This window comes from Arthrobacter sp. 10L430 (genome assembly GCF_056395245.1).
Genome location: NZ_JBFTJD010000001.1, coordinates 222,166 through 246,636, shown reverse-complemented (window position 1 = coordinate 246,636; position 24,471 = coordinate 222,166). Strand labels below are relative to the sequence as shown.

Below are 24,471 nucleotides of genomic sequence, written 5' to 3'. Positions count from 1 at the left end.
GGGAGGGATTCTGTCCCTTGCCGTTCTGGAGTAATTCTTGAAACACCTGCGCCGCACCATGCGCGAGCTGCTGCCGCTTCTGCCGTCCAACGCAAGACGGTTCCTCCTTCTCTTCGGCGTACTATCGGCCGTGCTGGCGCTTCTCGACTCCGCTGCTTTGGGCGTATTCGCGCTCGTGCTGAACCAGATCCTTAAAGGTGGAAGCATGAGCCTTCCTGTCTTCGGATCTGTGAGCCAGGAGTTCGGTCTACTCCTGCTGGTCTCGTCCGCGATGGTCATGATCCTCAAGTCTGTGCTCAACATCTGGCTGCAATGGATCTCCACCCGCAAGTTCGCAGACTATGAACTTGAAATCGGCACGGTTCTCTTTCAAAGCTACATCCGCGCGCCGTGGACGGAACGAATGAAGCGCTCCACTACGGAACTCGTGCGCATGATCGACGTCGGAATCGCTAATACGGTTGCGGGCGTCCTGTTTCCTGCTGTGACTCTTCCGGCGCAAGTGTTGACGTTCGCCTCCGTGCTGGTGGTGCTTATCGGCGCTTCGTGGCAGACCGCGCTCGTTACGGTCATTTATCTCGGCGCCATAGCTGCATTCCTCTATCTCTGGCTTTCGAAAAAATCCTACGAAGCCGGCAAGGTAAACCGGGACGCTGCCATGCGCATGTCCAAACTGGTCTCCGAGATGCTTGGCGCGCTCAAGGAAATCACCCTGCGTGGCAAGGCAGACGAAGTCGGCGCCGTTGTCATGCAGAGCCGCGAGAGGGCCGCACGTTCCCGTTCCAACATCAGATTCATGGCGTCCGTGCCAAAGTTCGTGATCGACATGGCGTTGATTGGCGGCTTTCTCCTCATAGGCACTGTCGGTTATCTGATCGGAGGTATTCAGGCCGCAATGTCATCTGTGGCGATCTTCGGTCTAGCCGGTTTCAAGATGGTCCCGGCCCTGACGACGGTCCAGTCTCAGCTGACACTGGTGCAGTCGACACTGCCCTACACCGAAACGGTCATGGGCGACATCCGCGACGCCGCGGAGTACCGCAAAAACGCAGAGAAGCTCGGCAAGACCCCCATCAAGCATGAGCCGAAGATGCTCGAACTGAAGAACGTGGAGTTTACCTATCCAGGGGCCGGTGGGCCTGCCGTTCAGAACATCAACCTTCGGTTGCCGATTGGTTCCTCGGTGGGCGTCGTGGGACAGTCCGGGGCTGGCAAGTCCACGCTCATCGACATCTTCCTTGGCCTACTGACCCCGTCCAAAGGCACCATGACGCTGGACGGCGTTCCGCTGGAGGAAGTCCTTTCCGACTGGCGCAAACGCGTTGGCTATGTTCCGCAGGAAGTCGCTATCTTTGACGGATCGGTGGCCCAGAACGTGGCCCTAACATGGGGCAAAGACATCGACGAGGAAAAAGTTCTCAAGGCCTTGGAACGGGCCCAACTCCTGGAAACCATCGAATCGCGCAAGGACGGCATCCACGGCCGCGTCGGTGAGCGCGGGCTCGCTCTTTCGGGTGGCCAGCGCCAACGACTCGGCATCGCGCGCGCCCTGTACATGAATCCCCTCATACTCGTGCTTGATGAGGCCACGAGTGCCCTGGACACCGGAACAGAAGCTGCCGTTGCCAAGGCGATCAGCGAACTGCACGGCGAGATGACCGTGATCTCCGTAGCGCACCGCCTCTCGACTATCCGAAACAACGATCTGGTCTGCTTCATGAAAGAAGGAAGCATCGTCTCCCAGGGATCGTTTGACGAAGTCGTGCAACAAAACCCTGACTTCGCCGAGCACGCTGCACTTGCGGGCCTGCACAACCGCGATGGTGACGACTCCGGCGACGACTCTGGCGAGGAAGACGCCGGTGACGCCGGACAGAACGCGGCTCAGGAGTTCGTTGCCAAGCAGCCCCTGAGTACGCGCGGCGCTGGGTCCTAAGCACCGGATCAGAAGTACCCAGAAGGCCCGGACTCAGCGTCCGGGCCTTCTTGGTTCAGCGGTTAGCGGGGAATCCGGCGGTAGAGCGCATCCAGCATGTGCACGTATCTGCCGGCATCGTATCTGGGCACAGCCCACCCGCGGCCACCCAGCCGCGCTGACTGGGCGTGCGGGTCGGCGAGCGTTCCGACGATCTGCTCGACAACTTCGTCGACGTTCCCCTCCATCACGGGGGGAACCGTGCCGTCGTCGGGTCGCGGCAGGCGGCTTCCGAGGGCAGCCACCGGCAGGCCGATGCACAGGGCTTCGAATTCGCTGGTGGAGAAGTAATTTGAAGCCTGCCCCACTCCCACCCAGGCGCGGCTGAGCTTCTCGTAATACTCCTGCTGCGGCAGCTTGTCCAACATGGTGACGCCGAGCCGCTGAGCCTGCGATGCACCGGGGCCCCAATTAAGGCCAACGACCTCAGCCTTGCCTTGAAGGGCCCGGCAAAGCTCCTCCGCCAGGCCCAGCTGCTGGGTCACACCTTTGTCGTCGTCCCATCGTGAGATAAACAGCACTGTGGGTGGTCCCACAGGCGACCACGACGGCAATCCGGCCACATCAACCAGGGACGGAAGGAATTCCGAATCCGGACGGGCCGCGCGTGCGTCGTGCTCGTTGTCGGCATTCGCGTAAAAGACGTGTGCCGCGCCATCGATGGCCCGCTGGATCTCATCGTGGAAGCTTGGATCCTTCCACTGCCTTCTGATGTCGGTTCCATGCAGGGTGAGGACGTACGGGCGCCGCGGCATTCCGCGTTCCTTAATCAGCCTGACGCTCGTGCCGTAGTGCACGTGCACGACGTCGGCTGCCCGGAGCTTGACGGCCCGCCGTGCAACGTACGGGATGAACCGCGCCTTGGCCAGCAGCGGATTCTTCGGCGCCACTGTCATCGGACGGACCTGCTCCGGCGGCAGGTAGTCCCAGCTGATGCCCGCGCGCGCCGCAGCGCGGACCATGTTCCGCGCCACAAAGGCGCAGTCATTGAACTGAAGAACCTTGGGTTCGGACTTCACAGTTCCCCTCCGAGAGTGTGTGCAATGATGCCTGTAACGCCCGTGGCCTCAGGCACGGGCCAGAGCAGCCGTATATGCGCGGTCGAAGAGCTCCCCCACTGCCTCCGGCGAAAACCGTTCGCGGATGGGACCGGCAATGTCTCCGGCAGGAACATCCTTGAATGCGTCCCGGGCATCCAGGACCGCTCCTCCCAGCGTCTCAGGGGACACGTCGTCGACCAGTCTGCTGTTGGAGCCGTCGGCGTAGTCGCTGAAGCCGCCCACCCGGGTGGCCACGACAGCGCGGCCCGCCGCCAGTGCCTCTGCGGCCGAAGTGAAGAAGTTTTCCTGGGCAGTGGGAAGAAAGAAGAGGTCGGCGTCAGCCAGTTGGCCGGCAACTTCTGCGGGCTTCACCGAGCCTGTCAACGTCACCTGGTCCTCAAGCCCGAGCCTCGCAATCAGGGCCTCACATTCCCCGCGAAGCGGGCCTTCACCCACCCACGTCAGGTGCGCGTCCGTGCCGTGGTCGCGCAGCCAGGCAATGGCCCGCACCGCTTCCAGCGGCCGCTTGCGGGCAATGAGTCCGCCCACGGCAGCGAGGCGGAGCGGGGTACCGAAGGAGGAAGGGACGACGGCGCCGCGGGCCTTGACCACGCACGGCACCACGACGGCGGCGTGCGGGCGCGCAAACCGCTGCATTTCCCGCGTGAGCTGCCCGGTCACACCGGTGACGACGTGGGGCAAACGCAGGACGCCGCGCACCCAGGACAGCTTGGCCCAGAGGGGTGAGACACTGGCCGGGTTCACGACGCCGTTCCAATGCTCTGTATGGACCCATGCTGGCCGGCGGCCCGTCAGCGCGCGTGCGGCCCACGGCATCATCGTGACGAGGATCGAGGAGAACGCCATGGTGTGGACCACGTCAGCCCAGGCCATTTCCTTGGCCAGCGTCCGGCTGGCAGCCAGGACGGTAGACGGCCGTTTCGGGTCCGCGGCCACCCGCCGCACGGGCGTGCCCTCCCACAGGCCGGAAGACTGCCGCGGCAAGGCGAGGGTGGTGCCGAGCCGGACGTGGATCACGCGGACCTCGTGTCCGCGTCCCCGGATGGCTTCCACGTGCTCGGAGTTAAACGGCGCCTCGGTGGGATTTTCGTCATGCGGATACCACGTTGCGACTACAAGGATCTTCATGTGTTCTTTCGACGGAATCGGGGAGTTTTCAGGGGGCGTCGGAGCATGGAAGCCGTGCTCATCCCGGCGTGACGCGCTAGACCAGCGCCGAGGCGCTCATGAACCTCAGTGGCGCCTCGGGATGCAGGGCGTGCGACAGGCTGCGCGGCAGCCAGGTCTGCGGGCTCGCAAACCGGCGCCGGGCCAATGCCAGCGCCTTCATCACGGCCACGTCCGCCTCTTCGCGGGCCACGGCGTCGAGCAGTCTTCTGTCCGCGAGTGAAAGCGGTCGCGCAGCGTGCGGTGCCCGGAACAGCAGTTTCTGCAATTCGCGCGCCATCTCGGCGGCATCGGCCGAACTCCATGTTCCGGCCTCGGCACGCAGCAGGACGTGCCCAAAGATGTGCACCCTGATGATCTTCGTGACAATTGCTTCCCTGGCCCGGTGAGGCAAATCCTCGAACCATCCGGACGTGACCAAGTCGGTTGCGAATGCCAAGTCCTCTGCCACGGGGCGCGGCGTGTGGGTGACACGGAGGGCAGCGTCGGCGTGCACCAGGTATCGCGGGAGGCCGCGGCCGTAGCTGATGTTCGCGCCCGAAAACCACAGCTTCGCCGAAAACGACTGGTCCTCGCCGGTGGCGTAGCGGGTCGGAAATGTGAGTCCCAGCCGGCGCACGAGCGAAAGCCGCAACAGTCCGAGCGGCGCTGTCCGGTACGTCAGGCGGTCGGCCACTGGATCGAGCCGGGCGTGGCGGGTGCGCCTCACCACAGGCGTGCGAATGGGACCACCGCCGGCGTGGCCCATGGGGGCTATCAGCACGTCGGCGTGGTCGCGCTCAGCAGCTTCAACCCATCGTGCCAGCGCGCCGGGTTCGACGGAATCATCGCTGCCCATGATGGCCACCCACGTGCCGGAGGACTCAGCGATTCCGTGGTTGAAGGGGCCCGCGGGGCTCTTGATGCCGTCCACGTAGTGGTGAAAGCGCACGAGGCCACGGTGCTCGGGAGCCACCCGCTCCCGGATCGGATCCACATCCGTGTTGTGGCAAACCACGTTGATCCGCAGCCGCCGCTGCGCACCGGGAGCCGTAGGCAGACCGCCGTCGACCAGCGACGCTACGGCGCGCCCCACGGGCCGGTCGGGGGTGTGCACGGCGATCACCAGGTCGAGCAGCACTGAGTCCTGTATTTCGTTGTCCACCCAGTAAGGTTATCGCGGGACCCATGAAACCCTGCCGAGGAGCACGCACCCCGTGATTCTAGTCACCGGTCCCCGGGCGAAATATAGACGGCCTGCCTCTAAACTTGAACCCATGCGAATTCTCAGCGTCGTTGGCGCACGTCCCCAGTTTGTGAAACTTGCACCGATAGCAGCGGCGATGGCCGGACAGGCCGAACACCTGATCGCCCACACGGGCCAGCACTATGACGAGCTCATGAGCGATGTGTTCTTCCGCGATCTCGGCATCCCGGCACCGGATTTCAATCTTGGCGTCGGCTCCGGCAAGCACGGTGCCCAGACAGGTGCCATGCTCCACGGCCTGGAAGGCATCCTTGAGGAGTCAGCCCCGGACTGTGTCCTGGTTTATGGCGACACCAACTCAACCCTCGCGGCGGCCATCGCGGCCATCAAGATGCACATCCCCGTTGCCCACCTGGAGGCCGGGCTCCGGTCCTTCAACCGCCGGATGCCGGAAGAGCACAACCGCGTCCTGACGGACCACAGCGCTGACCTCCTGCTTGCACCCACCGAGGTGGCGGTGAAGCACCTCGCCACGGAAGGCCTCGCGGAGCGGACGGTACTAGTTGGCGACGTCATGACCGACGTGCTTTTCAAGGTCCGCGACATGCTAGACGCCACCGAGCAGCCCCTGCCCGTCGATGCAGCGCCGGGCGAATACTACGTCTGCACCATCCACCGGCCCGACAACACCGATTCTCCTGAGCGACTGGGAGCCATCATCGAGTCCCTGGCCAGCCTGGAAAAGCCGGTCTTCGTGCTGGCCCACCCGCGGCTCGTCAGCCTGGCGGCCAAGCACGGCCTCGATCTGGAGCAGGGTTCCGTCCGGGTTGCTGCACCGCTGGCCTACCCGCAGCTGGTCCATGCCGTCCGGAACAGCGCCGGCGTGATCACCGATTCCGGCGGACTCCAGAAGGAAGCCTTCCTGCTCCGCACCCCCTGCACCACCATCCGTCCGGAAACCGAATGGGTGGAGACGGTCGAACTGGGCTGGAACGTCCTGGTCAGCGAGGACCTGAGCATCCTGGCAGACACTGTCCGCCGTCCCGCGCCGCCCGCAACCGACGCCACGCCCTACGGCGACGGCCATGCCGCCGAGCGTACGGTCGCGGCGCTGATCGAGGCGTTCGGCAGTTAGGTTCCCTGGGCCCCGCCCATGGAAAAGGCCTCCGGAACGGCAGCTGACAGGCTGCCTCTCCGGAGGCCTTTCGCGTGGGTTCGGGTCCCGCTTGCGGTGAAAGCTATTTGGCGGCGGTGGCCGGGTCGCAGGCCACTACTTTGAACAGCTTGGCCGCTCCCTCTTGGTCCACCAGTTCCACGGCCTTGGAGGAATCCAGGTTCTGCAGTCCCGGGAACGTGCGGCTGGACGGATGGTTCAACAGGTACTGCTTGCCGAAGTCGAGCGCGTACGAAACCTTCGTTTCCCGCACGGCATCGCACACAGCCGGCGACGAGTCCGCCTTGGAGAGCGAGTCCGCGATGACACGTTCGCTCTTTGATTCCCGCTGTCCCATGTGGAACTCAAGGACCTTCCGGTCCGCAAATGCATAGGCCAGCGCCCCGCCGTTCCAGGGGTTGACCGCGATGACAGCATCCTCCGGAACCCGGGAATCGATACGGGCCAGCAGCTTGTACTCGTCCGAGGAAAGGATCGAATCCTTGGTGTCGCGCTCATAGAAAATATGGTTGGACGCAACATAGTCGCGGACGGGGCCGGTCTGGGTGGCCCAGGCGAGAATCACGCAGGCGATGACCATGCCGGCGAGGCCGGGAAGAAAGGCTCCGCGGCCCTTCATAAGGGCGCTCCCCCGCAGCCGCGGCGTCAGGCGCTCGAAAGCTGCCGTGGCCCAGTCCGCAAGGACCAGGACACCCAGGGCAGCGAGCACGGCGCTGAAGATGGGCACGTACGCGGCCAGCCGGTACGTGTCCTGGTACCAGGTTCCCGTGAAGAATGCCCTGGCCCACCCCGCCTCGAAACCGGCGTCGACAACGTAGAGGAATCCAGCGACGAAAAAGCAGCCAAACAGCCAGAACTGGGACCGCTGGCGGACGATTCGGGCCAGTCCGATCAAAGCCAGAATGGAGATCGCGACGGTAACGTCGGTTTTCATCGGCGCATTCGCGACGACTTCACCAATGGCTCCGGCCACCGTCTGATGGGCGGTCCAGCCGTTGTAGGCTGCCGGCCTGAGTTTGTCCCAGATGACCAGTGCAAGGGCAATCCCGGCTGCCGTTGCCACTGCGGTGACGGCGAACCTCCCAGGAGAAGCCTTGGCGCGGACCATCGTCCGGACGTGCAGTGCCAGCCTCCACAGCACGATGGGGACGCTGAAGGCAAGCAGGGCGTTGATGGCGCTCATGTGGGACAGCGCCAGTCCGGGAAGTGCAAGCACGAGTACGAGCCAGTTCCGGACCGGGACGTCCTGCGACGTGGGCGCCAGCCGGCAGGCAAGGACCACGGCGGCAACACCGGCCGGCAACACAGCGACCGAGAGCAGGTTGGGGAACAGCGGTCCCCACACGAGCAGGAGGTAGGGGAAGGCCAGGAACCCGGCCGATATGACGCCGGCCGCCAGCAGGCCGATCGGCCGCGGCCCAAGAACCACCCGCGTCAGGAACACCACCGATATTGGCCAGATCACCGCCGAGGCCACCAGATTCACCGCATTGACTGATACCGGCACGGATGCGCCCGTCAGCTGGGTCACGAGTGCGGCCAGCGAGTGCCACACGGCGGGGTACACCGAGGACAGACCTCCTGTTCCCCCTGTCATGCTTCCCAGGTTCAACGTGGAGGCGTTGCCCGTGTCCAGCACGAAGCGGACAGCGTTCAAATGAAAGACGTTGTCATAGCGCTGGGAAATGTTGTCCGGAACCCCGACCAGCTGGACGTACCGGCGCGCAATCAGAAAGGCGCCGGCAGCAATACCAATCGCTGCCGTTGCCAGCACGGTCCACTTTTCCTGGGTATCATCCGTCGGCGTCCGGCGGGGTCGGGCCCAGCGCGTCCGCATGATGGCCCATGCAGCGGCGGAAGCCACCAGGGTGGTCGCAATAACAACCCAGATGCTCCAGCCCACGTGGACAAACGGGGCGAGAATGGCGCCGATGCCCGCAATGGACAGCGACAGGGCCGGTGCAAAACCGAGAAGGCTGGTCCGCCGGAAGCCCAGCGCCCATCCCAGGGCTGCGCCCGGAAGGAGCACCACTGCTACCGCGATGAACAGGGCCGGCAGCGACGTCAGCCAGGACACATTTCCTCCAAGATTGGGTTATGTAGGTACACGGTCCGTCCGAATGCGTCCGGTCCGCAGCAAAACGGTGGGTCAGTTCCCGGCCGGCCAAGCATGGGCCTCGGCCGGCGGCCTGACCCGGATCTAACGGTTCCGGAGCCTGCTGATGACTTCGTCAACGGGGCCGTCCATGACCACCGAGCCATGTTCAAGCATCACTCCGCGTTCGCAGACATGGGACACCAGATCCAGGTCATGGCTGACGACAATCAGGGTCTTCCCCGCGGCGGCCAGCTCCTTGATCTTCGCAAGGCACTTCTTCTGGAACGGCTCGTCGCCCACGGCCAGGATCTCGTCAACGAGGAACACGTCCGGGTCCGTGTGGACTGCAACGGAAAACGCCAGCCGAAGGTACATGCCGGAGGAATAGAACTTCACTTCCGTGTCGATGAATTCGCCAATCTCGGCAAACTCAACAATCGAGTCGAACTTTTCCTTGATCTGCGCTTCCGTCATGCCGAGGATCGCGCCGTTGAGGTAGACGTTGTCCCGTCCTGACAGGTCAGGGTGGAATCCCGCACCGACCTCAATCAGTCCTGCCACGCGGCCACCGGTGCGGACGGTGCCCGAATCGGGCAGCATGACGCCGGAAATGTGCTTGAGCAGCGTCGATTTGCCGGAACCGTTGAGTCCCAGGAGGGCCACTGTCTCACCGTGTTCGACGTCGATCGAAAGGTCCCGGAGGGCATGGAACTTCTTGGAGAGATCGCCCTTGCGGCCCCGGATCAGCCACACGAGTGCTTCCTTGAGTGATCTGGTGTGGCGCAGGACAAACTGCTTGTTGATGTTGCGTATTTCTATGGCGGTGGTCATGTCACAGCTCCTGCGCGAAACGGCCTTCGAGCCTGCGGAAGGTCCACTGGCCGAGGAACAGAATGAGCAGGGACACGAGCAGGCCCACCGGGATCCAGACGGTGACCAGGTTGGGCGGGCTGCCTTCCGCCCCGGCCGTGGTGGGAAGCCAGAACGCGTGGTGAAACGACTCGACGGCGATCGTGATGGGGTTGAGCTGGTACACGGAGAACCAGAAGTCCCCCGCCTTGGCCTGGACCATCCGCCAGGAATACAGCACAGGCGAAACCCAGGTGGCAACCATCAGCAGCAGGTCGACGAAATTCTCCGAGTCCCGGAAATAGACGTTCACGGCCCCGAAAAAGAGCCCCAGGCCCGTGGCGAGGAGGGCAATGATCAGGAACCCCGCAACGGCGGTGTACGCCTCGAGAAGCCCCGGCCGCCACCCGCTGAACAGGCAAGCGACCACCAGCACGCACGCCTGCGGCAGGAAATGCACCGCCGAGACCCAAACCGACGAGACCGGGAACAGCTCGCGGGGCAGGTAGATCTTGTTGATCAGGCCGCTGTTGTTGACGATCGAGCGCGTGGCAGTGCTCAGGGACTCCGTGAAAAAGTTCACCATGATGATCCCGGAGAACAGGTAGACGGCGTAATTCGGCAAGCCGCCCCTGTTTGTCGGGCTCTGCTCAAGGCCAAGGAAAACGCCCAGCGCCAGGTAGAAGGCAACAAACTGCACGCCAGGCTTGACGTAGGTCCAGAGCAGTCCGAGGACGGATCCGCGGTAACGGATCCTGAGCTCCTTGCGGACCAGGAGTTTCAGAAGGAACCTGGACCGGAAAACGTCAGCAAGACCGTTCCCGGTTCCCGGAACGACCAGGGCGCGGTCGGCGCCCTGGCGTGTCGGGGATGTACGTCCGTTCGTCACTTATTGGGCTTCTGCTGTTCAGGGCTGGAGTCGGACATGGACTCAAAGGTCTTCGTCCAGGCTTCGGGTGACGTGAACTCACTGAGTCCACCCTTGTATGCCGCCGAGAGTTCGTCCCAGCGCGCCAGGACCCTTGCGTGCAGCGTCATGCTCCGCAGCAGCTGCTTGCGGAAACGGACGTTGTCCCGGCGGTACCAGGATGCGCCGGTTCCGTCGGAAGCAGAGACGATGGCCGAGTCCAGGTGCGACAGCCGCCACCAGCGCGCGTCTGCCGCAGGCACGACTGCTTCGGGGTGCTGGGAGGCCTCCGGGTTTACGCCTCGCAGCTGGCGAACAGCACCGGAAAGCGCACTGGACACTGTCTGAACGATGTTCTTGGGCCGCGTCGGGACCATGCCGAACTTGGGCAGGTGCACGCGCTTGACGGCGGGGAACTCGGTGATGTCCTTCGTGACCTGGGCGTCCGGGAAGCCGGAACGGACCTGGCGGATTTCCGGAAGCTTGCCGCCGATGGTCCGGTGCAGGTGCGAAGGCCCGTCGAGCAGGTCCTGGAGGGCGCGGTTGCGGAGCTCCACGGCCGAGTACTGCAGCGAGAGCAGGTGGCGGACGTCCTGCAGGAAGCTTTCGACCGGCAGCCGTCCGCCCTTCTCGTACTGTGAGTACAGCAAGGCCGCCACCCACCGGTTCCGCTGGTGGAAGTACGCCTGCCAGTCAATGGTGTCGTCCTTCTCCGTCCACGGCATATGCCACACGGCTGCTCCGGGCAGGCTCACGGTGGTGTATCCGTTGGCCTTGGCGCGGATGCCGTATTCGACGTCGTCCCACTTGATGAAGACGGGGAGGGCGAGCCCGATCTCCTTGATGATCGAGGTCGGGATCAGGCACATCCACCAGCCGTTGTAGTCGACGTCGATCCGCCGGTGCATCCAGGGCGTGGTCCGGAGGTTGCTGGCAGCGAAGTCGTGGGCTATCTGCCCCTCGCCGATCGGTTCGTACTGGAACCGGTACTCGTTGATGCCTTCACCAAAGTTGTGGATCACCGATCGCTCAAACAGGTTGAACATGTGGCCGCCCACAATGGTGGCGCTCCGCGTGAAGTCTGCAAAGTTGACGGCACGCAACACGCCCTCGGTCTCCACCACGACGTCATCATCCAGGAGCATCACATACTTGCTCTGGCCGTCCTGTACTGACTCGTGCATTCCGCGGGCGAACCCGCCGGAGCCTCCAAGGTTTCCCTGTTCAATGAGCTTGAACTTGTCGCCGAGTACGGCGGCGGCTTCCTCGAAGCCCTGCTCGTCCCTGACCTTCTGGTTTCCCTGGTCGGTGACGATGAGCCGGTCCATGACCGCGAGCAGGTCTTCTGATTCGGCGAACGTCCGCAGGTGCTTGACGCAGTAATCCGGACGGTTGAACGTGGTGACCGCGATGGAAAGCGTGCCAGGGCTGAAGCCTTCCGGTTCCGGAACCGCCCAGTCAGCCTGCTGCAGGGTCACGTCGTCACCGTGGGCGACGAGGTCGAACCAGTACCAGCCGCCGTCGGCGAAGGTGGTCAGCGACAGTTCACACGTCGCGGTGGCCCCTCCCGTGACATGCATGCTTTGAACGCGGTTTGAACTTCCGCGGGGGCTGGACTTGTACACAATGACGGTTGCCTCGGCATCCACCTCAATGCTGAGCCGGACTTTCTGCACGTCCGTGTGGGCCCGCCAGTAGCTGGCGGGGAATGCGTTGAAGTACGTTCCAAACGAGACCCGGCGGTGGGCCGGCAGCGACAGCCGGCGGCGGCCGAGGATGAAGTCGGAACGGACCTGGCTGCGCTGTGTGGCGATAGGCGTGGTTCCGCCGCGCTTGGAGGTCGACTCCTGGCCATCGACGACACGGCGCGCGGCATCGAAGTCAACGTACAGGGGCAGGGTGTCCGTGTCGCCGTCGACCGGGAAAACCACCCGATGGACTGTCTTCCAGACGGTATCGTCTGTGGCCGATTCGGCTCCCTGCCGGAACTCTGTCGCTACGCTCATGCGTCTACTCCTCCGCTTTCCAGCTTCGCACCGCCGCTGAAGTGCGGCTTGATCTTGTTGTCAAACATGCTCAGGGCCGATCCGATGGCCATGTGCATGTCGAGGTACTTGTACGTCCCCAGCCGTCCGCCGAACAGCACGGAATCTTCACCGCGGGCCAGGTCCCGGTAGGCCAGCAGCTTCGAACGGTCGACGGCGGTGTTCACCGGGTAATAGGGTTCGTCGCCCTTCTCCGCAAAACGGGAGAACTCCCGCATGATCACCGTGGCGTCCTTGGTGTAGTCGCGTTCGGGGTGGAAGTGCCGGAATTCGTGGATTCGTGTGTAGGGGACTTCCTCGTCCGGGTAGTTCATCACGGCGCAGCCCTGGAAGTCCTCCACGGGCAGGACCTCTTCCTCAAGGTCGATGGTGCGCCAGGAGAGGTCACCTTCGGCGTAGTTGAAGTATCGGTCCACCGGTCCCGTGTAAATGACGGGGACCTGGCCACGCACAGAAGCCTGGCCGAACTCTCCGCCGTCGAAGAAATCAGTGTTGAGGTGAACCTCGATGTTCGGGTGATCGGCCATGCGCTCGATCCACGCCGTGTAGCCGTCAACCGGGAGACCTTCATACGAGTCGTTGAAGTAGCGGTTGTCGTAGTTGTAGCGGACGGGAAGGCGGGAAATGATCTCCGCGGGCAGGTCCTTGGGGTCCGTCTGCCACTGCTTGCCGGTGTAGTACTTGATGAACGCCTCATAGAGGGGCCGGCCGATCAGCTGGATGCCCTTGTCGTTCAGGTTCTGCGGATCAGTGCCCGCAAGCTCCCCTGCCTGCTCCTGGATCAGCGCCCTGGCTTCTGCGGGTCCCATGGACGCGCGGAAAAACTGGTTGATGGTGCCAAGGTTGATGGGCATCTGGTACACCTCGCCCTTATGGCTGGTGTACACCTTGTGCTGGTAGTTGGTGAAGGCCGTGAAGCGGTTCACGTACTCCCAGACCCGTTCGTTCGAGGTGTGGAAGAGGTGGGCGCCGTAGCGGTGGACCTCAATGCCGGTCTTGGGTTCATTTTCGCTGTATGCGTTGCCACCGATATGGTGACGGCGGTCCAGGACTGCAACCTTAAGCCCAAGCTCCGTGGCGGCGCGTTCCGCGATTGTCAGGCCAAAAAAACCTGAACCGACTACGACGAGATCAGCGTTCACAACTCTCCTGTGTTCTTTGGTGGCAGGCAATTTGTCTATGTCCGCCCGGTCAAGATTACCCGATCCGCTTTGCGTGGCCGGTATCGGCCGCTGCCCCGACGTCTGGCACTCAGCGGCGGATTGAAGCGATCTTTTCGGCGCCGTAGTACCTGAAATTGCTTTCAAACCGTAGGTTGTCCCACAGCCGGGGGGTCAGGATCTGCGTCCGGTAGCCTCCCGACGGCCAGACAGTCAATGCGTTCGTAAAGGCCTCCAGGCTGGATTGGGGCGCTTCGGCGAGCCGCAGCAGCTCCAGCTCGGCGACGCTGAGCGGCCGCTCAACGGACGGAGCCAATGCCTTGATTGCATTCACCGCCGCAGCCAAGGCTGCCCGGTCATCGGCAGTCCAAGGAAAGCTGCCTCCGCGCCGGTACATAGCCGACAGGACGTGAACGCGAAGGATCTTAACAGCTATGGCGTACCGGGCGGGGCCCCGCAGTTCCCGGACCCACTCCGCCGTGACCACATGAAGAAGCGCCCGGAACTCCTCGGCCAGTGGCAGCACAAGACCCGTAACGCGCTCCACGGCGTCCTCTCCCAGGACATAGATACCGCCGGGGTGCGCCATCTCGATCTTGCCGCCGCCAAACCACATGCGAAGGCTGAATTCCATGTCCTCACCACTACGCAGACCGGCAGTAAACTGCATGCCGAGCCGCCCAACTGTGGAACGCCTCATGATGCCAAAGGGCGTAGTCCGGTAAGCAAGACGATCACGGACAGGGTGCAGCGGCCCGCTGCGCAAAAGGCGCAGTCGCGGAGAAGGGACCGGCGTGCCGCTCTGAAGGCGTACTCGGGCGACTACAGCGTCCGCCTGGCCTGCGTCCGCCTGATCAATCCACATGGAGAGAGCAGGTCCCTCCAAGTAGTCGTCGGAGTCCAAAAACGAAATATATTTGGTGCCAGCCCGGTCGATCCCCGCATTTTTCGGTCCAGCCGGAGAGGAAATACCGTCCGCGAATTCCAGCAGCTCGATATGTTCCTGCGGCAGTTCCGTGAGTCGCTTGCGGACATCGTCCCCGGAAATCTCATGGCAGACCACAAGGACTTTCACCTGCCCAGGTTTACCGGCAGCAAGCGCCGATTCCACGGCCCGGGCGATGGGACGGTTCAGCTGATGCACCGGAATAACGACGGTGACCGCATAGTCGCTGGTCATTGTTTTTCTCCTACTTTCGGCTCGCTGGCCGCAGGTTCTGAACGGACTACGGTCGCAAGGACTTCCTGCGCGGCATGCTGCCCCGAGGTTTCCAGCGAGGCGTGCTGCTGCACCCAGCCCGCTCTGGCGGCCCGGCCGCCGTCGTCATTTCCTGAGTATTCAGCGGCCAGCACGCGGAGCATGGCCCCGGCGACACTGTCGACGTCGTAACCTGGCGCTTCACCCAGTCCGTTGTCCGCAACCAGGGCAGCGCCCTCTCCGGCGCCAGCGAAGACCACGGGGGTGCCGCATCCGGCGGCGGCGTAGATTTTGGTCGGCTTCGCGAAGTCGTAGCCCTGGCCCGGCTTGATGCTGACCAGGGCTGCCGCAGCGCCGCGGATCCACTGCGCCGCATCCGCCGGAGGAATGACCCCGCCGAAGTGCACGTGTCCGGGAACGGTTTCCGCGGCGAGTTCCCTGAGATGCGGCTCATCGGAACCCTGGCCGAAGAACCGGATGCCCGCACCCGGGTGCTCAGCCAGAACGGCAGGCAGTGCCCGGATAAAGACGTCCGCGCCCTGCCACTCCGACATGGTCCCCGTGTAGACGAAATACGGTGCCTGGGTTTCCGCTGAATCCCCGGCCGGCCCGAAGACCGAAGTGTCGATGCCGTTCCCGACGACGGCCACGCGGTCGGCGTGGACGCCGAACTGCCGGACCTTTTCGGCCACGGCGTCCGAGATCGCGATCACCTTGGCGGCACGCCGCAGCGCAAAGCCCTCGGCCGCGCGCATCACCCGGATGACGACGCCCGGAACATCCGTTGCTGACAGGGCCTCGGTCCAGACATCCGCCGCGTAGTACACGAACGGACGACGTCGCAGCGCTGAACTCAGGGCAACCACCACGCCCGTCGTGGGGGGCGGTTCGGACACGACGACGTCGGCATTGGTGAAAAGCAGCCGAAAGAAGGCTGGCACGTCGAAACTCATGTACTGGACATAGCCGCGCACGTTGCCGCCGGCATCCCGCAGCACCGGCCAGCGGGAAAGCCTGTACTGCGGGCTGAAGGCCGGGGAGCCCTTGGGCGGCCTGGTGGTTACGACGCTGACTTCCGCGCCGTTTGCCCTCAGGCCATCCACCAGCGCCTGCAGCCTGAAGGATGCCGCCCCCACCTCGGGGGTAAAGAGGCGTGAGGCTACGGCGACCCTCGGGGGTTTTTTAGCAGTCACGAATTGGCAATCTTCACGATCTGCCGGCTCGTTGCGGACTCCAGGACTGCCTCGGCAACCCTGAGGGTATCCAGCCCCTCCTGCATGGTGACCACGTCACTGCGCAGGCCAAGGACGGCGTCGCGGAAGGCTTCGTGTTCGGTCCGCAGCGGCTCCGGCTTGGCGATGGCGAGGCGCGTGACGTTGCCTTCGGAGACTCCGCGGAACGCCGCCATGGACTCCCATTCCGTGGCAACCGTGCCGTTTTCGAAGAACGTCAGGTCGGCGGTGATGGTGTCAGCCACGAAGGCGCCCTTCTCACCGGTGACAATGGTCAGGCGCTCCTTCATCGGGGAGAGCCAGTTGACCAGGTGGTTGGTGATGACGCCGTTCCTGAGCTGCCCGGTGGCCGCGACCATGTCCTCATGCGGACGGCCGCTGCGGGTGGTGGTGCGGGCGAAAATCGACTCGAACCGGCTCTGCGCGAGCCAGGCTGTGAGGTCGATGTCGTGCGTGCCAAGGTCCTTGACCACGCCGACGTCGGCGATCCGGGCCGGGAACGGCCCCTGGCGTCGGGTCGCGATCTGGTAGACATCGCCGAGCTCGCCGGCTTCAATGCGCTTGCGCAGCGACTGCAGGGCAGGGTTGAACCGCTCGATGTGGCCAACAGCCCCCACGAGGCCCTTTGCCGCGAAGGCGTCGACGAGACGCTGCCCGGCCTCGGCGCTGTCGGCGATGGGCTTTTCAACGAGCGTGTGGACGCCGGCCTCGGCCAGAGCCAGCCCTACTTCCTCGTGCAGGCCGGTGGGAACGGCCACGACGGCCATGTCGATGCCGGCTGCAATGAGTTCCTCAACGGAAGAGAGCAAGTCCAGCTGGCCTGCGACACCGTGGGGATCCCCGAAGGAGTCCGCGACAGCCACGAGGTCGACGCCGTCGAGTTCCCGCACCACGCGGGCATGGTGACGGCCCATCATGCCCAGCCCGATCAGGCCAACGCGAAGGTTTGCCATCAGGCACCTGCCTGGACAAGCTTGTTGACCGCCGTGACGATGCGTTCCAGGTCACCCTGACCCAATGAGGGGTGCACCGGCAGGGAGAGTACTTCCTTGGCCGCGGTTTCAGTGTTGGGCAGGTCTTCCGTGCGGTTGAACGACGGGAGGCGGTGGTTCGGGACCGGGTAGTACACGCCGGTACCGATGTTGTACTCCTCGCGCAGGGCCTTGGCCAGTCCGTCGCGGTCCTCGGTGACCCGGATCGTGTACTGGTGGTAAACGTGGGATGCGCCCTCGGCGACCTTGGGCGTGCCAACACCCTGCAGGTTCTCGGTGAGGAAAGCAGCGTTCTGCTGGCGCTGTTCAGTCCAGCCCAGGACCTTCTTGAGCTGGACCCGTCCGATGGAGGCGTGCAGGTCAGTCATCCGGGCATTGAAGCCGATAAGTTCGTTTTCGTACTGCTTTTCCATGCCCTGGTTCCGCAGGAGGCGCAGGTTCCGTTCGACCGTTGCGTCGGGGGTGGAGACCATGCCGCCCTCACCGGAGGTCATGTTCTTGGTGGGGTAAAGGCTGAACATGGCAAATTTGCCGAACGTTCCCACCATCTGGCCGTTAAAGCTGGCGCCGTGAGCCTGGGCCGCGTCCTCGTACAGGTCGATGCCACGCTCGGCGGCAAGTTTGGTGAAGCCCTCGACGTCGAACGGGTGGCCGTACAGGTGGACGGGCATGATGCCCTTGGTCTTGTCCGTGATGAGCGAGGCAACGTGGTCAACGTCGAGCGTGTAGTGGTCCAGTTCGATGTCGGCGAACACCGGAGTGGCACCCGTGAGCGCAACAGAGTTGCCGGTCGCGGCAAAGGTGAACGAGGGAACGATGACTTCATCGCCGGCGCCAACCCCGGAGGCCAGGAGCCCCAGGTGGAGCCCGGAGGTGCCTGAGTTGACGGCTACCGAGGAACGGCCATCGAGAAGGACCTCAGAAAATTCCTTCTCAAACTCCGCGACCTGCGTGCCCTGGGCGAGCATGCCGGTGGCCAGAACAGCGTCGACGGCGGCCCGCTCGTCGTCGCCGATGATCGGCTTCGCGGCGGGGATAAAGTCGTAGCTCATGCGTTCTCCTCAGATTCTTTCAGGGAATTTCCGTCTTCAATGTACTTGGCGCCGGTGGCGGGGCAGACCCAGAAGTCGCCCTCCTGCCGCAGCGGTTGGCCGGCCTTGCCGACCCAACCGAGTCGGCGGGCCGGAACGCCCGCCACGAGGGCGAACGCGGGAACATCCTTGGTGACGACGGCACCGGCCGCCACCGTCGCCCAGCGGCCGACTGTCAGGGGGGCCACGCACACGGCGCGGGCACCGATCGAGGCGCCGTCCTCTATGGTCACGCCCACCGGCGTCCAGTCGTGGGCGCTCTTAAGCGAGCCGTCAGGGCTGACCGACCGCGGGTAGGTGTCGTTGGTCAGCACCACCGCCGGTCCGATGAAAACGCCCTTGCCCAGCCGTGCGGGTTCGTAGACCAGGGCGTAGTTCTGGATCTTCGTGTTGGCGCCGATCTGCACACCGGTGCCGACGTAGGCACCGCGCCCTACGATGCAGTTTTCACCAAGATTCGCCTGCTCGCGGACCTGGGCAAGGTGCCACACCTTCGTGCCGTCGCCGAGGATGGCCTGATCCGAAACATCAGCGCTCGGAGCAATGGTCGTCGTCATAGTTTGGTTCCTTTCAAAAGGTGCTGACGCTGAGGCCCGGCAGGGCCGCAGCAGCAAGTCAGTGTCAGGCCTTGCCAATGACGCGGTAGGTGACCCCGTCCCAGCGGTCAGCAGAGCTCACGCGGCGGCCGTCGATGAAGGCCTTGATGCCGGGCAGGTCCGCGGGTGTCAGTTCCCGGTACTCGGCGTGGTCTGCCTGGACGACGGCTGCATCAACGGGCTCGCCGACGTGGTAGGCCGCGAAGCCGAGCTTGTCCAGTTCCGCATCCGTGTACAGGGGGTCATGAACCGACACGGCAGCGCCGCGCTTCTCGAGGGAAGCCACGGCATCGAAGACACCGGAGAACGCCGTCTCCTTGACGCCGCCGCGGTAGGCCGCGCCCAAAACGACAACCCGGGCGCCTGTCAGGTCGCCGTAGGCACCTTCAAGGAGGCCCACGGTGTAGTCGGGCATGTCGGCATTGGCAGCACGGGCGGCCCGTACCACGGTGGCCTCCGGGTCGTTCCAGAGGTAAAGGCGCGGGTACACCGGGATGCAGTGGCCGCCTACCGCGATACCCGGCTGGTGGATGTGGCTGTATGGCTGGGAGTTGGATGCTTCGATGACCTGGTAGATGTCGATGCCGGCGGTGGCCGCGAAACGGGCAAACTGGTTGGCGAGCCCGATGTTGACGTCGCGGTACGTGGTCTCGGCCAGCTTCGCCAGCTCGGAGGCCTCCGCCGAACCCAGGTCCCAGACGCCGTTTGGACGGCGGAGGTCGGGACGCTCATCGAAGTCCAGGACGGCCTCGTAGAACGCGACGGCCTTGGCAGCACCCGCCGCGGACAGACCGCCGACGAGCTTGGGGTACTTGCGCAGGTCCTCGAACACGCGGCCGGTCAGAACACGCTCGGGGGAAAAGACGAGGTGGAAATCCGTGCCCTCGACGAGGCCGGAGCCCGCCTCGAGCGCAGGCTTCCACCGTGTGCGGGTGATCCCGACCGGGAGGGTTGTTTCGTAGGAGACGAGGGTGCCCGGGGTCAGGTGCTTGGCCAGTTCAGCCGTTGCGCTGTCCATCCAGCCAAAGTCAGGCTTTGCTTCCGCGTCGACGAACAGCGGCACCACGAGCACCACAGCATCGGCGCCGGGGACAGCTTCGGCGTAGTCGGTGGTGGCGCGGAGCTTGCCTGCCGGCACGAGTTCAGAGAGTTTCTCCTGCAGGTGGGCCTCACCGGGGAACGGTTCGGTTCCGGCGTTAATGAGGTCAACGACCTGCTGATTTACATCGACGCCGACAACGTCATGGCCTTTGGAAGCAAACTGGACCGCCAACGGCAGCCCGATTTTCCCCAACGCAATTACAGCAATCTTCACGATTCTGATGCCTTTTCTCTCATGACTGGCAGGGAGGAGCCACACGGCGACCCCCCGGTTTTGCCTTAACACTATCCGCTGACCTGACGGAACGCCGACTCGGCTAAGGACCGCCACAGGGGTTCAGGCGGTCGCCCGGCCAGGCGTGGCTGGTTATCCACATACGCACATTCATCCGGGCGGTTCCTGCGGCAGCCGCATTAGCGTGGTCCCAAGTTGCCCTCAAGAACGGAGAGCCGGCCGGTGACCCTGCACTGCACTCTGGTCCGCGGACCCGGATCCGGGCAAGCCGACGCACCCGTGGAACTGACGGTGTCGGCCGGGGACGGATGCCCGGGATCCGAACTGGACCATGAACTTTCCCTCGGGTTTGCGACTCGGATGTTGACAGTGGACGGCCTGCCGCTCACGGCCCTGACAGTTGGACAGGTTCCCCTTGTCAATGGCGCGGTCCTGGTCGACGGGGCCATTGAGGCCCGAAGACCACGGAGGCGGACACCCGAGGAGGTCCCAGCAGTCCTGCTGTTGGCCGTTCACAGCGGCCCGGGCGCCGGAACGGTGCTTCCCCTGCGACGGGGAAGCTACCGGATTGGGCGGACCGACACGGAGCTGACCATCCCGGATGCCGACCTGTCCCGGGAGCACGCACGGATCGATGTCTCGGACACAGCCCTGACGATTGAGGATCTCGACAGCGCGAACGGGACTGAAGTGGACGGCACACGCGTCAGGAATGCCGTCATCTCGACCGGTTCGCTCATCCGCTGCGGAAATTCCACCATGTCCATCGTGGTGGCCAGCAGTTCTGGCTCCCGGAGCCCAGGATTCAGCGCCGCTGGGCTGTCGGTGGCAGAGCCTTTGACGGTGCCGCGGCGGGCTCGGCAGGAAAACCGGACCACATTGTTTCTCAGCGCCGGGCTCCCCCTTCTTGCCGGGGTCGGACTCGCTCTGTTGACCGGTATGTGGATGTTTCTGGCGTTCACAGCAGTCTCGGCAGTGACAGTTCTGGTCCCCTTGATCACGGGCCGGAGGCACCGGCGCGAAATGCGGTCGGCCGTTGCAGCAGCGTCGGCAACGGACAAGGAACGACGATGGCGGTCAGCTCCGTCGGCTGCCCAGCTGGCTTTGGACGCCTCAGGTTCGGGAAAACACGATGAGATTCCGGACGCCGCCGGCGTCTGGCTCCGGCTCGGGCTGGCCGAACAGGTAGCAAACGTCCGCCTGGAGCCCGACGATCCGGAGTTCCGGCCGCCGCCGCTTGGACGTGTTCCACTCGTGCTGGATCCGGGGATTCCGATCGTCTCGATTCGGGGATCGGACACGGACGTCCTCGGCTTGATGCGCTCGTTTCTCATGCAGCTCAGCGGATATCCGCAGGCCCGGGGAACTCAGATTGCGGTCTGCGGGCCGGTCGCAGCCCTGCCCCTGGCGGCCAGGTATCTTCCGGCCGTCACGTTGCATGCGGCCGCCGGCGAGATCGAGGTGGTCCTTGCCGGTTCCCGCCTCGACGGAGGAGCTGCAGGAATCCTGTTGGTCACTGGGACAAAGTGCCAGGACAGGGTAGCTGAGACCGCACGGCGTCGCGGCTGGCGCGTCATCAGGTTCACGGGTTCCGGAGGCGGACCTTCAGCCACCGACATTGAACTGGGTGAACGCCAGGCCTGGTTTCGGTCCCGTGGCGCAATCCAACCCTTCGTCGCCGATCTGGTGCCCCCTGACGTCTTCGACCGATACTGCAGGCAGTTCGTACAAGGCAGGGGCGGCGCCCCGGCTGCCCGTCCCTCAGTTCCGGCGGCATGTCCGCTTAGTGACCTCCTTGACCCGTCAACCGACGCCACAGCGCGGCGCTGGGCCAGAGGAAGACTCGCGCCGGGCCTTGCCATCCCCATCGGACTTGGCGCCGGCGGTCCCCGGCTGCTGGATCTTGAGGCTGACGGTCCGCATGTGCTCGTGGCAGGCACCACCGGCTCCGGCAAGTCAGAGCTGCTGCGGAGCCTCACTGTGGCACTGGCCCTCAGCTATCCGCCGGACCGCGTCAACCTCCTCTTTTTCGACTTCAAGGGCGGGTCAGGACTGGGCCCCATGACCGCACTCCCCCACTGCGTGGGCATGCTTACGGACCTTAAGAGGAGCGAACTTGACCGCACCATGGCGTCGCTGCGCGCGGAAGTCCGCTACCGGGAGCAACTCCTCGCGAGAGTCCAGGCACCGGACCTCCGCGCTTATCGACTGTCCGGAACACCTGGCCTACCTCCTCTCCCTCAGCTGGTCCTTATCATCGATGAGTTCAGGATGCTGGTGGAAGACGCGCCGGAGAGCCTGAACGAACTGATGCGGATCGCCACCATCGGCCGGTCCTTGGGCGTCCATCTGATTATGGCTACCCAGCGTCCGCAGGGTGCGCTCAACGCTGACATCCGCGCCAACGTCACCACCAGCATTGCCCTCCGTGTCCAGTCCGCCCACGAGTCGGCTGACGTCATAGGAATCAGCGCTGCTGCCATGATTTCCGTAGAAGCACCAGGCCGGGCCTACCTTGCTCGGGGAACACAGGCCCCGGAAGAGTTCCAGGCGGCAGCGCTCTCCCTTTCCCCATCCCCGGGCCTTCGGCAGGGCAGGGTCATTGTGCGCCGCACCAGCGATGAACTCGAGAGGACGGCATCCCGTACCGCTGACCGTCGCGGCCCCGCGCCGCTCACGCCGGCAGCCGCCGTCAGGCCCCTGATCGAGTTGACAGCGTCGCTGTGGACAGCGGCGGGCGGCACCGTCCGCAGCCCGGTCGCTCCACCACTGCCGGATGCACCCACCTTCCCGCGCCGCCCGCGAACAGGAAATGACACTGCATTCGGCCCTTCCCCGGCAGACGTCCGTTCGGCCTCATCCGCGCCGCCGGCTTCCTCCGGTAGGCAAGATGATGGCTGCTGCGTGGAGCTCGGCTGGCTTGACCTGCCCCACGAACAGAGGGTCGCCACGCTCTGGTGGCGCCCTGCAAACGACGGCCACCTCGCTTTGATCGGCGGCACGTCAGGCGATGCGACCGACGCGATGACGCTGGCTCTGGGGCAGCTGGCGACGCAGCCGGCAGAATCCCACCTCTACGTCCTGGACGCCGACGGCTCCCTGTCCGGCCTGGTTTCCTCGAGCCGGGCCGGGGCCGTCGTCGGCCTCCACGAACTGCGCCGTGGAGTCCGAGTGCTGGAACGGCTGGGCAGTGAGATGTCCCGCCGGCTTAGCGGGGCGGCTGCGGCGCAGGCCACTCCCCTGGTCCTCGCGATTTCAGGGTGGGGTTCCTGGGTTTCCGCCATGCGCGCCGGTCCGCTGACGTGGGCCGAAGAGCTGGTCCAGGACATTGTGCGCGACGGACACCGCGCCGCCATCACCGTCCTCATTTCGGGAGACCGTGAACTGGTTACCTCGCGTTTCATCTCCGCCGTTCCCAACCGCGTGTACTTTCCTAGGGGTACCAGCGAAGAGAGCCGGTTCGCGTGGCCCAAAATGTCCGAAGTTCCGGCGGTCGCCGGCCGCGCCGTGGCCTTCGGGTCCTTGTCCGGCAGCCACCCTGCGGTGTGCCAGTTCCATGCCGGCGATGGCCAGGGCAGCATCGCCGGAGCGGCCCAGGCTCCGTTACGCAGCATTCCTTTCAGAGTGCAACCCTTGCCTACTCAGGTTCCGCTGGCGAATCTCCTCATGCTGATCGGTCGAACACAAGCCGTGCCTGCCCCGGACACTCTCCATCCGGCGGACGCGGCGGATGAACGTGGCCACCGAAACCGACGGCTGTACATCGGTGTGGGCGGCGATGAGCTGACCCCCGTCGCGGTCCGCCTGCCCGCCGGCGGCGTCCTCGCCGTTGTAGGCGGCGCGGGGACTGGCAAGACCTCGTTGCTGGGTGCTCTTCCCGCCCTGAACCCATCGGCGGCGGGCTGGCTGCACCCGCGCCCGGACCCGGACCCGGACCCGGACCCGGACGCCAGCGCAGCAGACTTCTGGGCACAAATCCACCGGGAAGCGGTCCAAGGACGTCTGGCCAGGGACGCGGTCCTGCTCGTCGACGACGCGGATCTGCTGTCCGTCTCCACGAACCAGCAGCTTCTCGAACTGAACACCCTCGGCTGGGCCGTCGTTCTGTCCGCGGGCTTTGGGCAGGCCCTGATGCAGCGAGTCCCCCTCGCCATGGCCGCACGCAATCATGGCAGCGGGATTCTCATCGCGCCGCGGAGCCCGATGGACGGAGACCTCTTTGGCATTAGGTTCGAGCTGGTACCCAATCCGCCCCCGGGCCGGGCAGTCCTTCTTGCGGACGGCAGGGCAATGCCCGTTCAGCTCGCTTGCAGCCAGCTGGGCGCCCTCAAAACGCAGACGCAGGATCGGCCGGCACGAGCCCGGCCGACGCCGAACGCCGATGATCCCGAGCCCGGCTGACGC

Annotated in this window: 17 protein-coding genes; 3 read left to right on the top strand and 14 right to left on the bottom strand. The window is 64.5% G+C overall.

Going from position 1 to position 24,471, the window contains the following annotated elements:
• Positions 1-37 precede the first annotated feature (37 nt).
• On the top strand, positions 38-1,936 hold the full coding sequence (locus AC1DDG_RS01075) for an ABC transporter ATP-binding protein (protein ID WP_476874633.1): 1,899 nt from the start codon (positions 38-40) through the stop codon (positions 1,934-1,936).
• A 62-nt stretch (positions 1,937-1,998) separates the two neighbouring features.
• Here AC1DDG_RS01075 and AC1DDG_RS01070 read toward each other — a convergent pair whose 3' ends face one another.
• From AC1DDG_RS01070 to AC1DDG_RS01060, 3 genes are all read right to left on the bottom strand, one after another.
• Positions 1,999-2,994, bottom strand: coding sequence for a glycosyltransferase family protein (locus tag AC1DDG_RS01070; protein ID WP_476874632.1), 996 nt, complete (start codon positions 2,992-2,994; stop codon positions 1,999-2,001).
• Positions 2,995-3,042: 48 nt separating this feature from the next.
• Positions 3,043-4,164, bottom strand: a complete 1,122-nt coding sequence (locus AC1DDG_RS01065) for a glycosyltransferase (RefSeq protein ID WP_476874631.1) — start codon at positions 4,162-4,164, stop codon at positions 3,043-3,045.
• A 76-nt stretch (positions 4,165-4,240) separates the two neighbouring features.
• Complete coding sequence (locus AC1DDG_RS01060) at positions 4,241-5,347, bottom strand: glycosyltransferase family A protein (RefSeq protein WP_476874630.1); 1,107 nt, start codon at positions 5,345-5,347, stop codon at positions 4,241-4,243.
• Positions 5,348-5,459: 112 nt separating this feature from the next.
• Between AC1DDG_RS01060 and wecB the strand changes: the two genes are divergently transcribed.
• The gene (wecB, locus tag AC1DDG_RS01055; protein ID WP_476874629.1) at positions 5,460-6,524 is read left to right on the top strand and encodes a non-hydrolyzing UDP-N-acetylglucosamine 2-epimerase; all 1,065 of its coding nucleotides are present in this window, start codon (positions 5,460-5,462) and stop codon (positions 6,522-6,524) included.
• A gap of 103 nt (positions 6,525-6,627) precedes the next feature.
• On the opposite strand, the gene AC1DDG_RS01050 is transcribed toward wecB, so the two are convergent.
• The 11 genes from AC1DDG_RS01050 to AC1DDG_RS01000 all read right to left on the bottom strand — a co-directional run bounded on the left by AC1DDG_RS01050 (position 6,628) and on the right by AC1DDG_RS01000 (position 20,046).
• Positions 6,628-8,640, bottom strand: a complete 2,013-nt coding sequence (locus AC1DDG_RS01050; protein ID WP_476874628.1) for a DUF6541 family protein — start codon at positions 8,638-8,640, stop codon at positions 6,628-6,630.
• Positions 8,641-8,763: 123 nt separating this feature from the next.
• Positions 8,764-9,492 (bottom strand): ABC transporter ATP-binding protein, encoded by a 729-nt coding sequence (locus AC1DDG_RS01045; protein WP_230116988.1) that lies wholly within the window; start codon positions 9,490-9,492, stop codon positions 8,764-8,766.
• A 1-nt stretch (position 9,493) separates the two neighbouring features.
• The gene (locus tag AC1DDG_RS01040) at positions 9,494-10,399 is read right to left on the bottom strand and encodes an ABC transporter permease (RefSeq protein ID WP_476874627.1); all 906 of its coding nucleotides are present in this window, start codon (positions 10,397-10,399) and stop codon (positions 9,494-9,496) included.
• Positions 10,396-12,423, bottom strand: coding sequence for a glycosyltransferase (locus AC1DDG_RS01035; RefSeq protein WP_476874626.1), 2,028 nt, complete (start codon positions 12,421-12,423; stop codon positions 10,396-10,398). Before AC1DDG_RS01035 ends, AC1DDG_RS01040 begins: the two co-directional genes overlap by 4 nt.
• Positions 12,420-13,604 carry a UDP-galactopyranose mutase gene (glf, locus tag AC1DDG_RS01030; protein WP_230116991.1) on the bottom strand — a complete coding sequence of 395 codons (1,185 nt, stop codon included), beginning with the start codon at positions 13,602-13,604 and terminating at the stop codon, positions 12,420-12,422. Before glf ends, AC1DDG_RS01035 begins: the two co-directional genes overlap by 4 nt.
• 109 nt (positions 13,605-13,713) lie before the next feature.
• On the bottom strand, positions 13,714-14,802 hold the full coding sequence (locus tag AC1DDG_RS01025; protein ID WP_476874625.1) for a glycosyltransferase family 2 protein: 1,089 nt from the start codon (positions 14,800-14,802) through the stop codon (positions 13,714-13,716).
• Complete coding sequence (locus AC1DDG_RS01020; protein ID WP_476874624.1) at positions 14,799-16,013, bottom strand: glycosyltransferase family 4 protein; 1,215 nt, start codon at positions 16,011-16,013, stop codon at positions 14,799-14,801. The genes AC1DDG_RS01025 and AC1DDG_RS01020 overlap by 4 nt, the downstream gene beginning before the upstream one ends.
• Complete coding sequence (locus AC1DDG_RS01015; RefSeq protein WP_230116994.1) at positions 16,010-17,005, bottom strand: Gfo/Idh/MocA family protein; 996 nt, start codon at positions 17,003-17,005, stop codon at positions 16,010-16,012. Before AC1DDG_RS01015 ends, AC1DDG_RS01020 begins: the two co-directional genes overlap by 4 nt.
• Positions 17,005-18,096 carry a DegT/DnrJ/EryC1/StrS family aminotransferase gene (locus tag AC1DDG_RS01010; RefSeq protein WP_476874623.1) on the bottom strand — a complete coding sequence of 364 codons (1,092 nt, stop codon included), beginning with the start codon at positions 18,094-18,096 and terminating at the stop codon, positions 17,005-17,007. The genes AC1DDG_RS01015 and AC1DDG_RS01010 overlap by 1 nt, the downstream gene beginning before the upstream one ends.
• Complete coding sequence (locus tag AC1DDG_RS01005) at positions 18,093-18,692, bottom strand: acyltransferase (RefSeq protein ID WP_230116996.1); 600 nt, start codon at positions 18,690-18,692, stop codon at positions 18,093-18,095. The genes AC1DDG_RS01010 and AC1DDG_RS01005 overlap by 4 nt, the downstream gene beginning before the upstream one ends.
• A 64-nt stretch (positions 18,693-18,756) precedes the next feature.
• Positions 18,757-20,046: a nucleotide sugar dehydrogenase gene (locus tag AC1DDG_RS01000; RefSeq protein WP_230116997.1), complete on the bottom strand. Its 1,290-nt coding sequence runs from the start codon at positions 20,044-20,046 to the stop codon at positions 18,757-18,759.
• Between the two features lie 243 nt (positions 20,047-20,289).
• On the opposite strand from AC1DDG_RS01000, the gene AC1DDG_RS00995 reads away from it, so the two are divergent.
• Positions 20,290-24,468, top strand: coding sequence for an FtsK/SpoIIIE domain-containing protein (locus tag AC1DDG_RS00995; RefSeq protein WP_476874622.1), 4,179 nt, complete (start codon positions 20,290-20,292; stop codon positions 24,466-24,468).
• Positions 24,469-24,471 lie beyond the last annotated feature (3 nt).

Coding starts and splice junctions, on each gene's coding strand:
- AC1DDG_RS01005 (WP_230116996.1), bottom strand. CDS start 18,692: ATGACGACGACCATTGCTCCGAGCGCTGATGTTTCGGATCAGGCCATC.
- wecB (WP_476874629.1), top strand. CDS start 5,460: ATGCGAATTCTCAGCGTCGTTGGCGCACGTCCCCAGTTTGTGAAACTT.
- AC1DDG_RS01015 (WP_230116994.1), bottom strand. CDS start 17,005: ATGGCAAACCTTCGCGTTGGCCTGATCGGGCTGGGCATGATGGGCCGT.
- AC1DDG_RS01035 (WP_476874626.1), bottom strand. CDS start 12,423: ATGAGCGTAGCGACAGAGTTCCGGCAGGGAGCCGAATCGGCCACAGAC.
- AC1DDG_RS01025 (WP_476874625.1), bottom strand. CDS start 14,802: ATGACCAGCGACTATGCGGTCACCGTCGTTATTCCGGTGCATCAGCTG.
- AC1DDG_RS01065 (WP_476874631.1), bottom strand. CDS start 4,164: ATGAAGATCCTTGTAGTCGCAACGTGGTATCCGCATGACGAAAATCCC.
- AC1DDG_RS01010 (WP_476874623.1), bottom strand. CDS start 18,096: ATGAGCTACGACTTTATCCCCGCCGCGAAGCCGATCATCGGCGACGAC.
- AC1DDG_RS01045 (WP_230116988.1), bottom strand. CDS start 9,492: ATGACCACCGCCATAGAAATACGCAACATCAACAAGCAGTTTGTCCTG.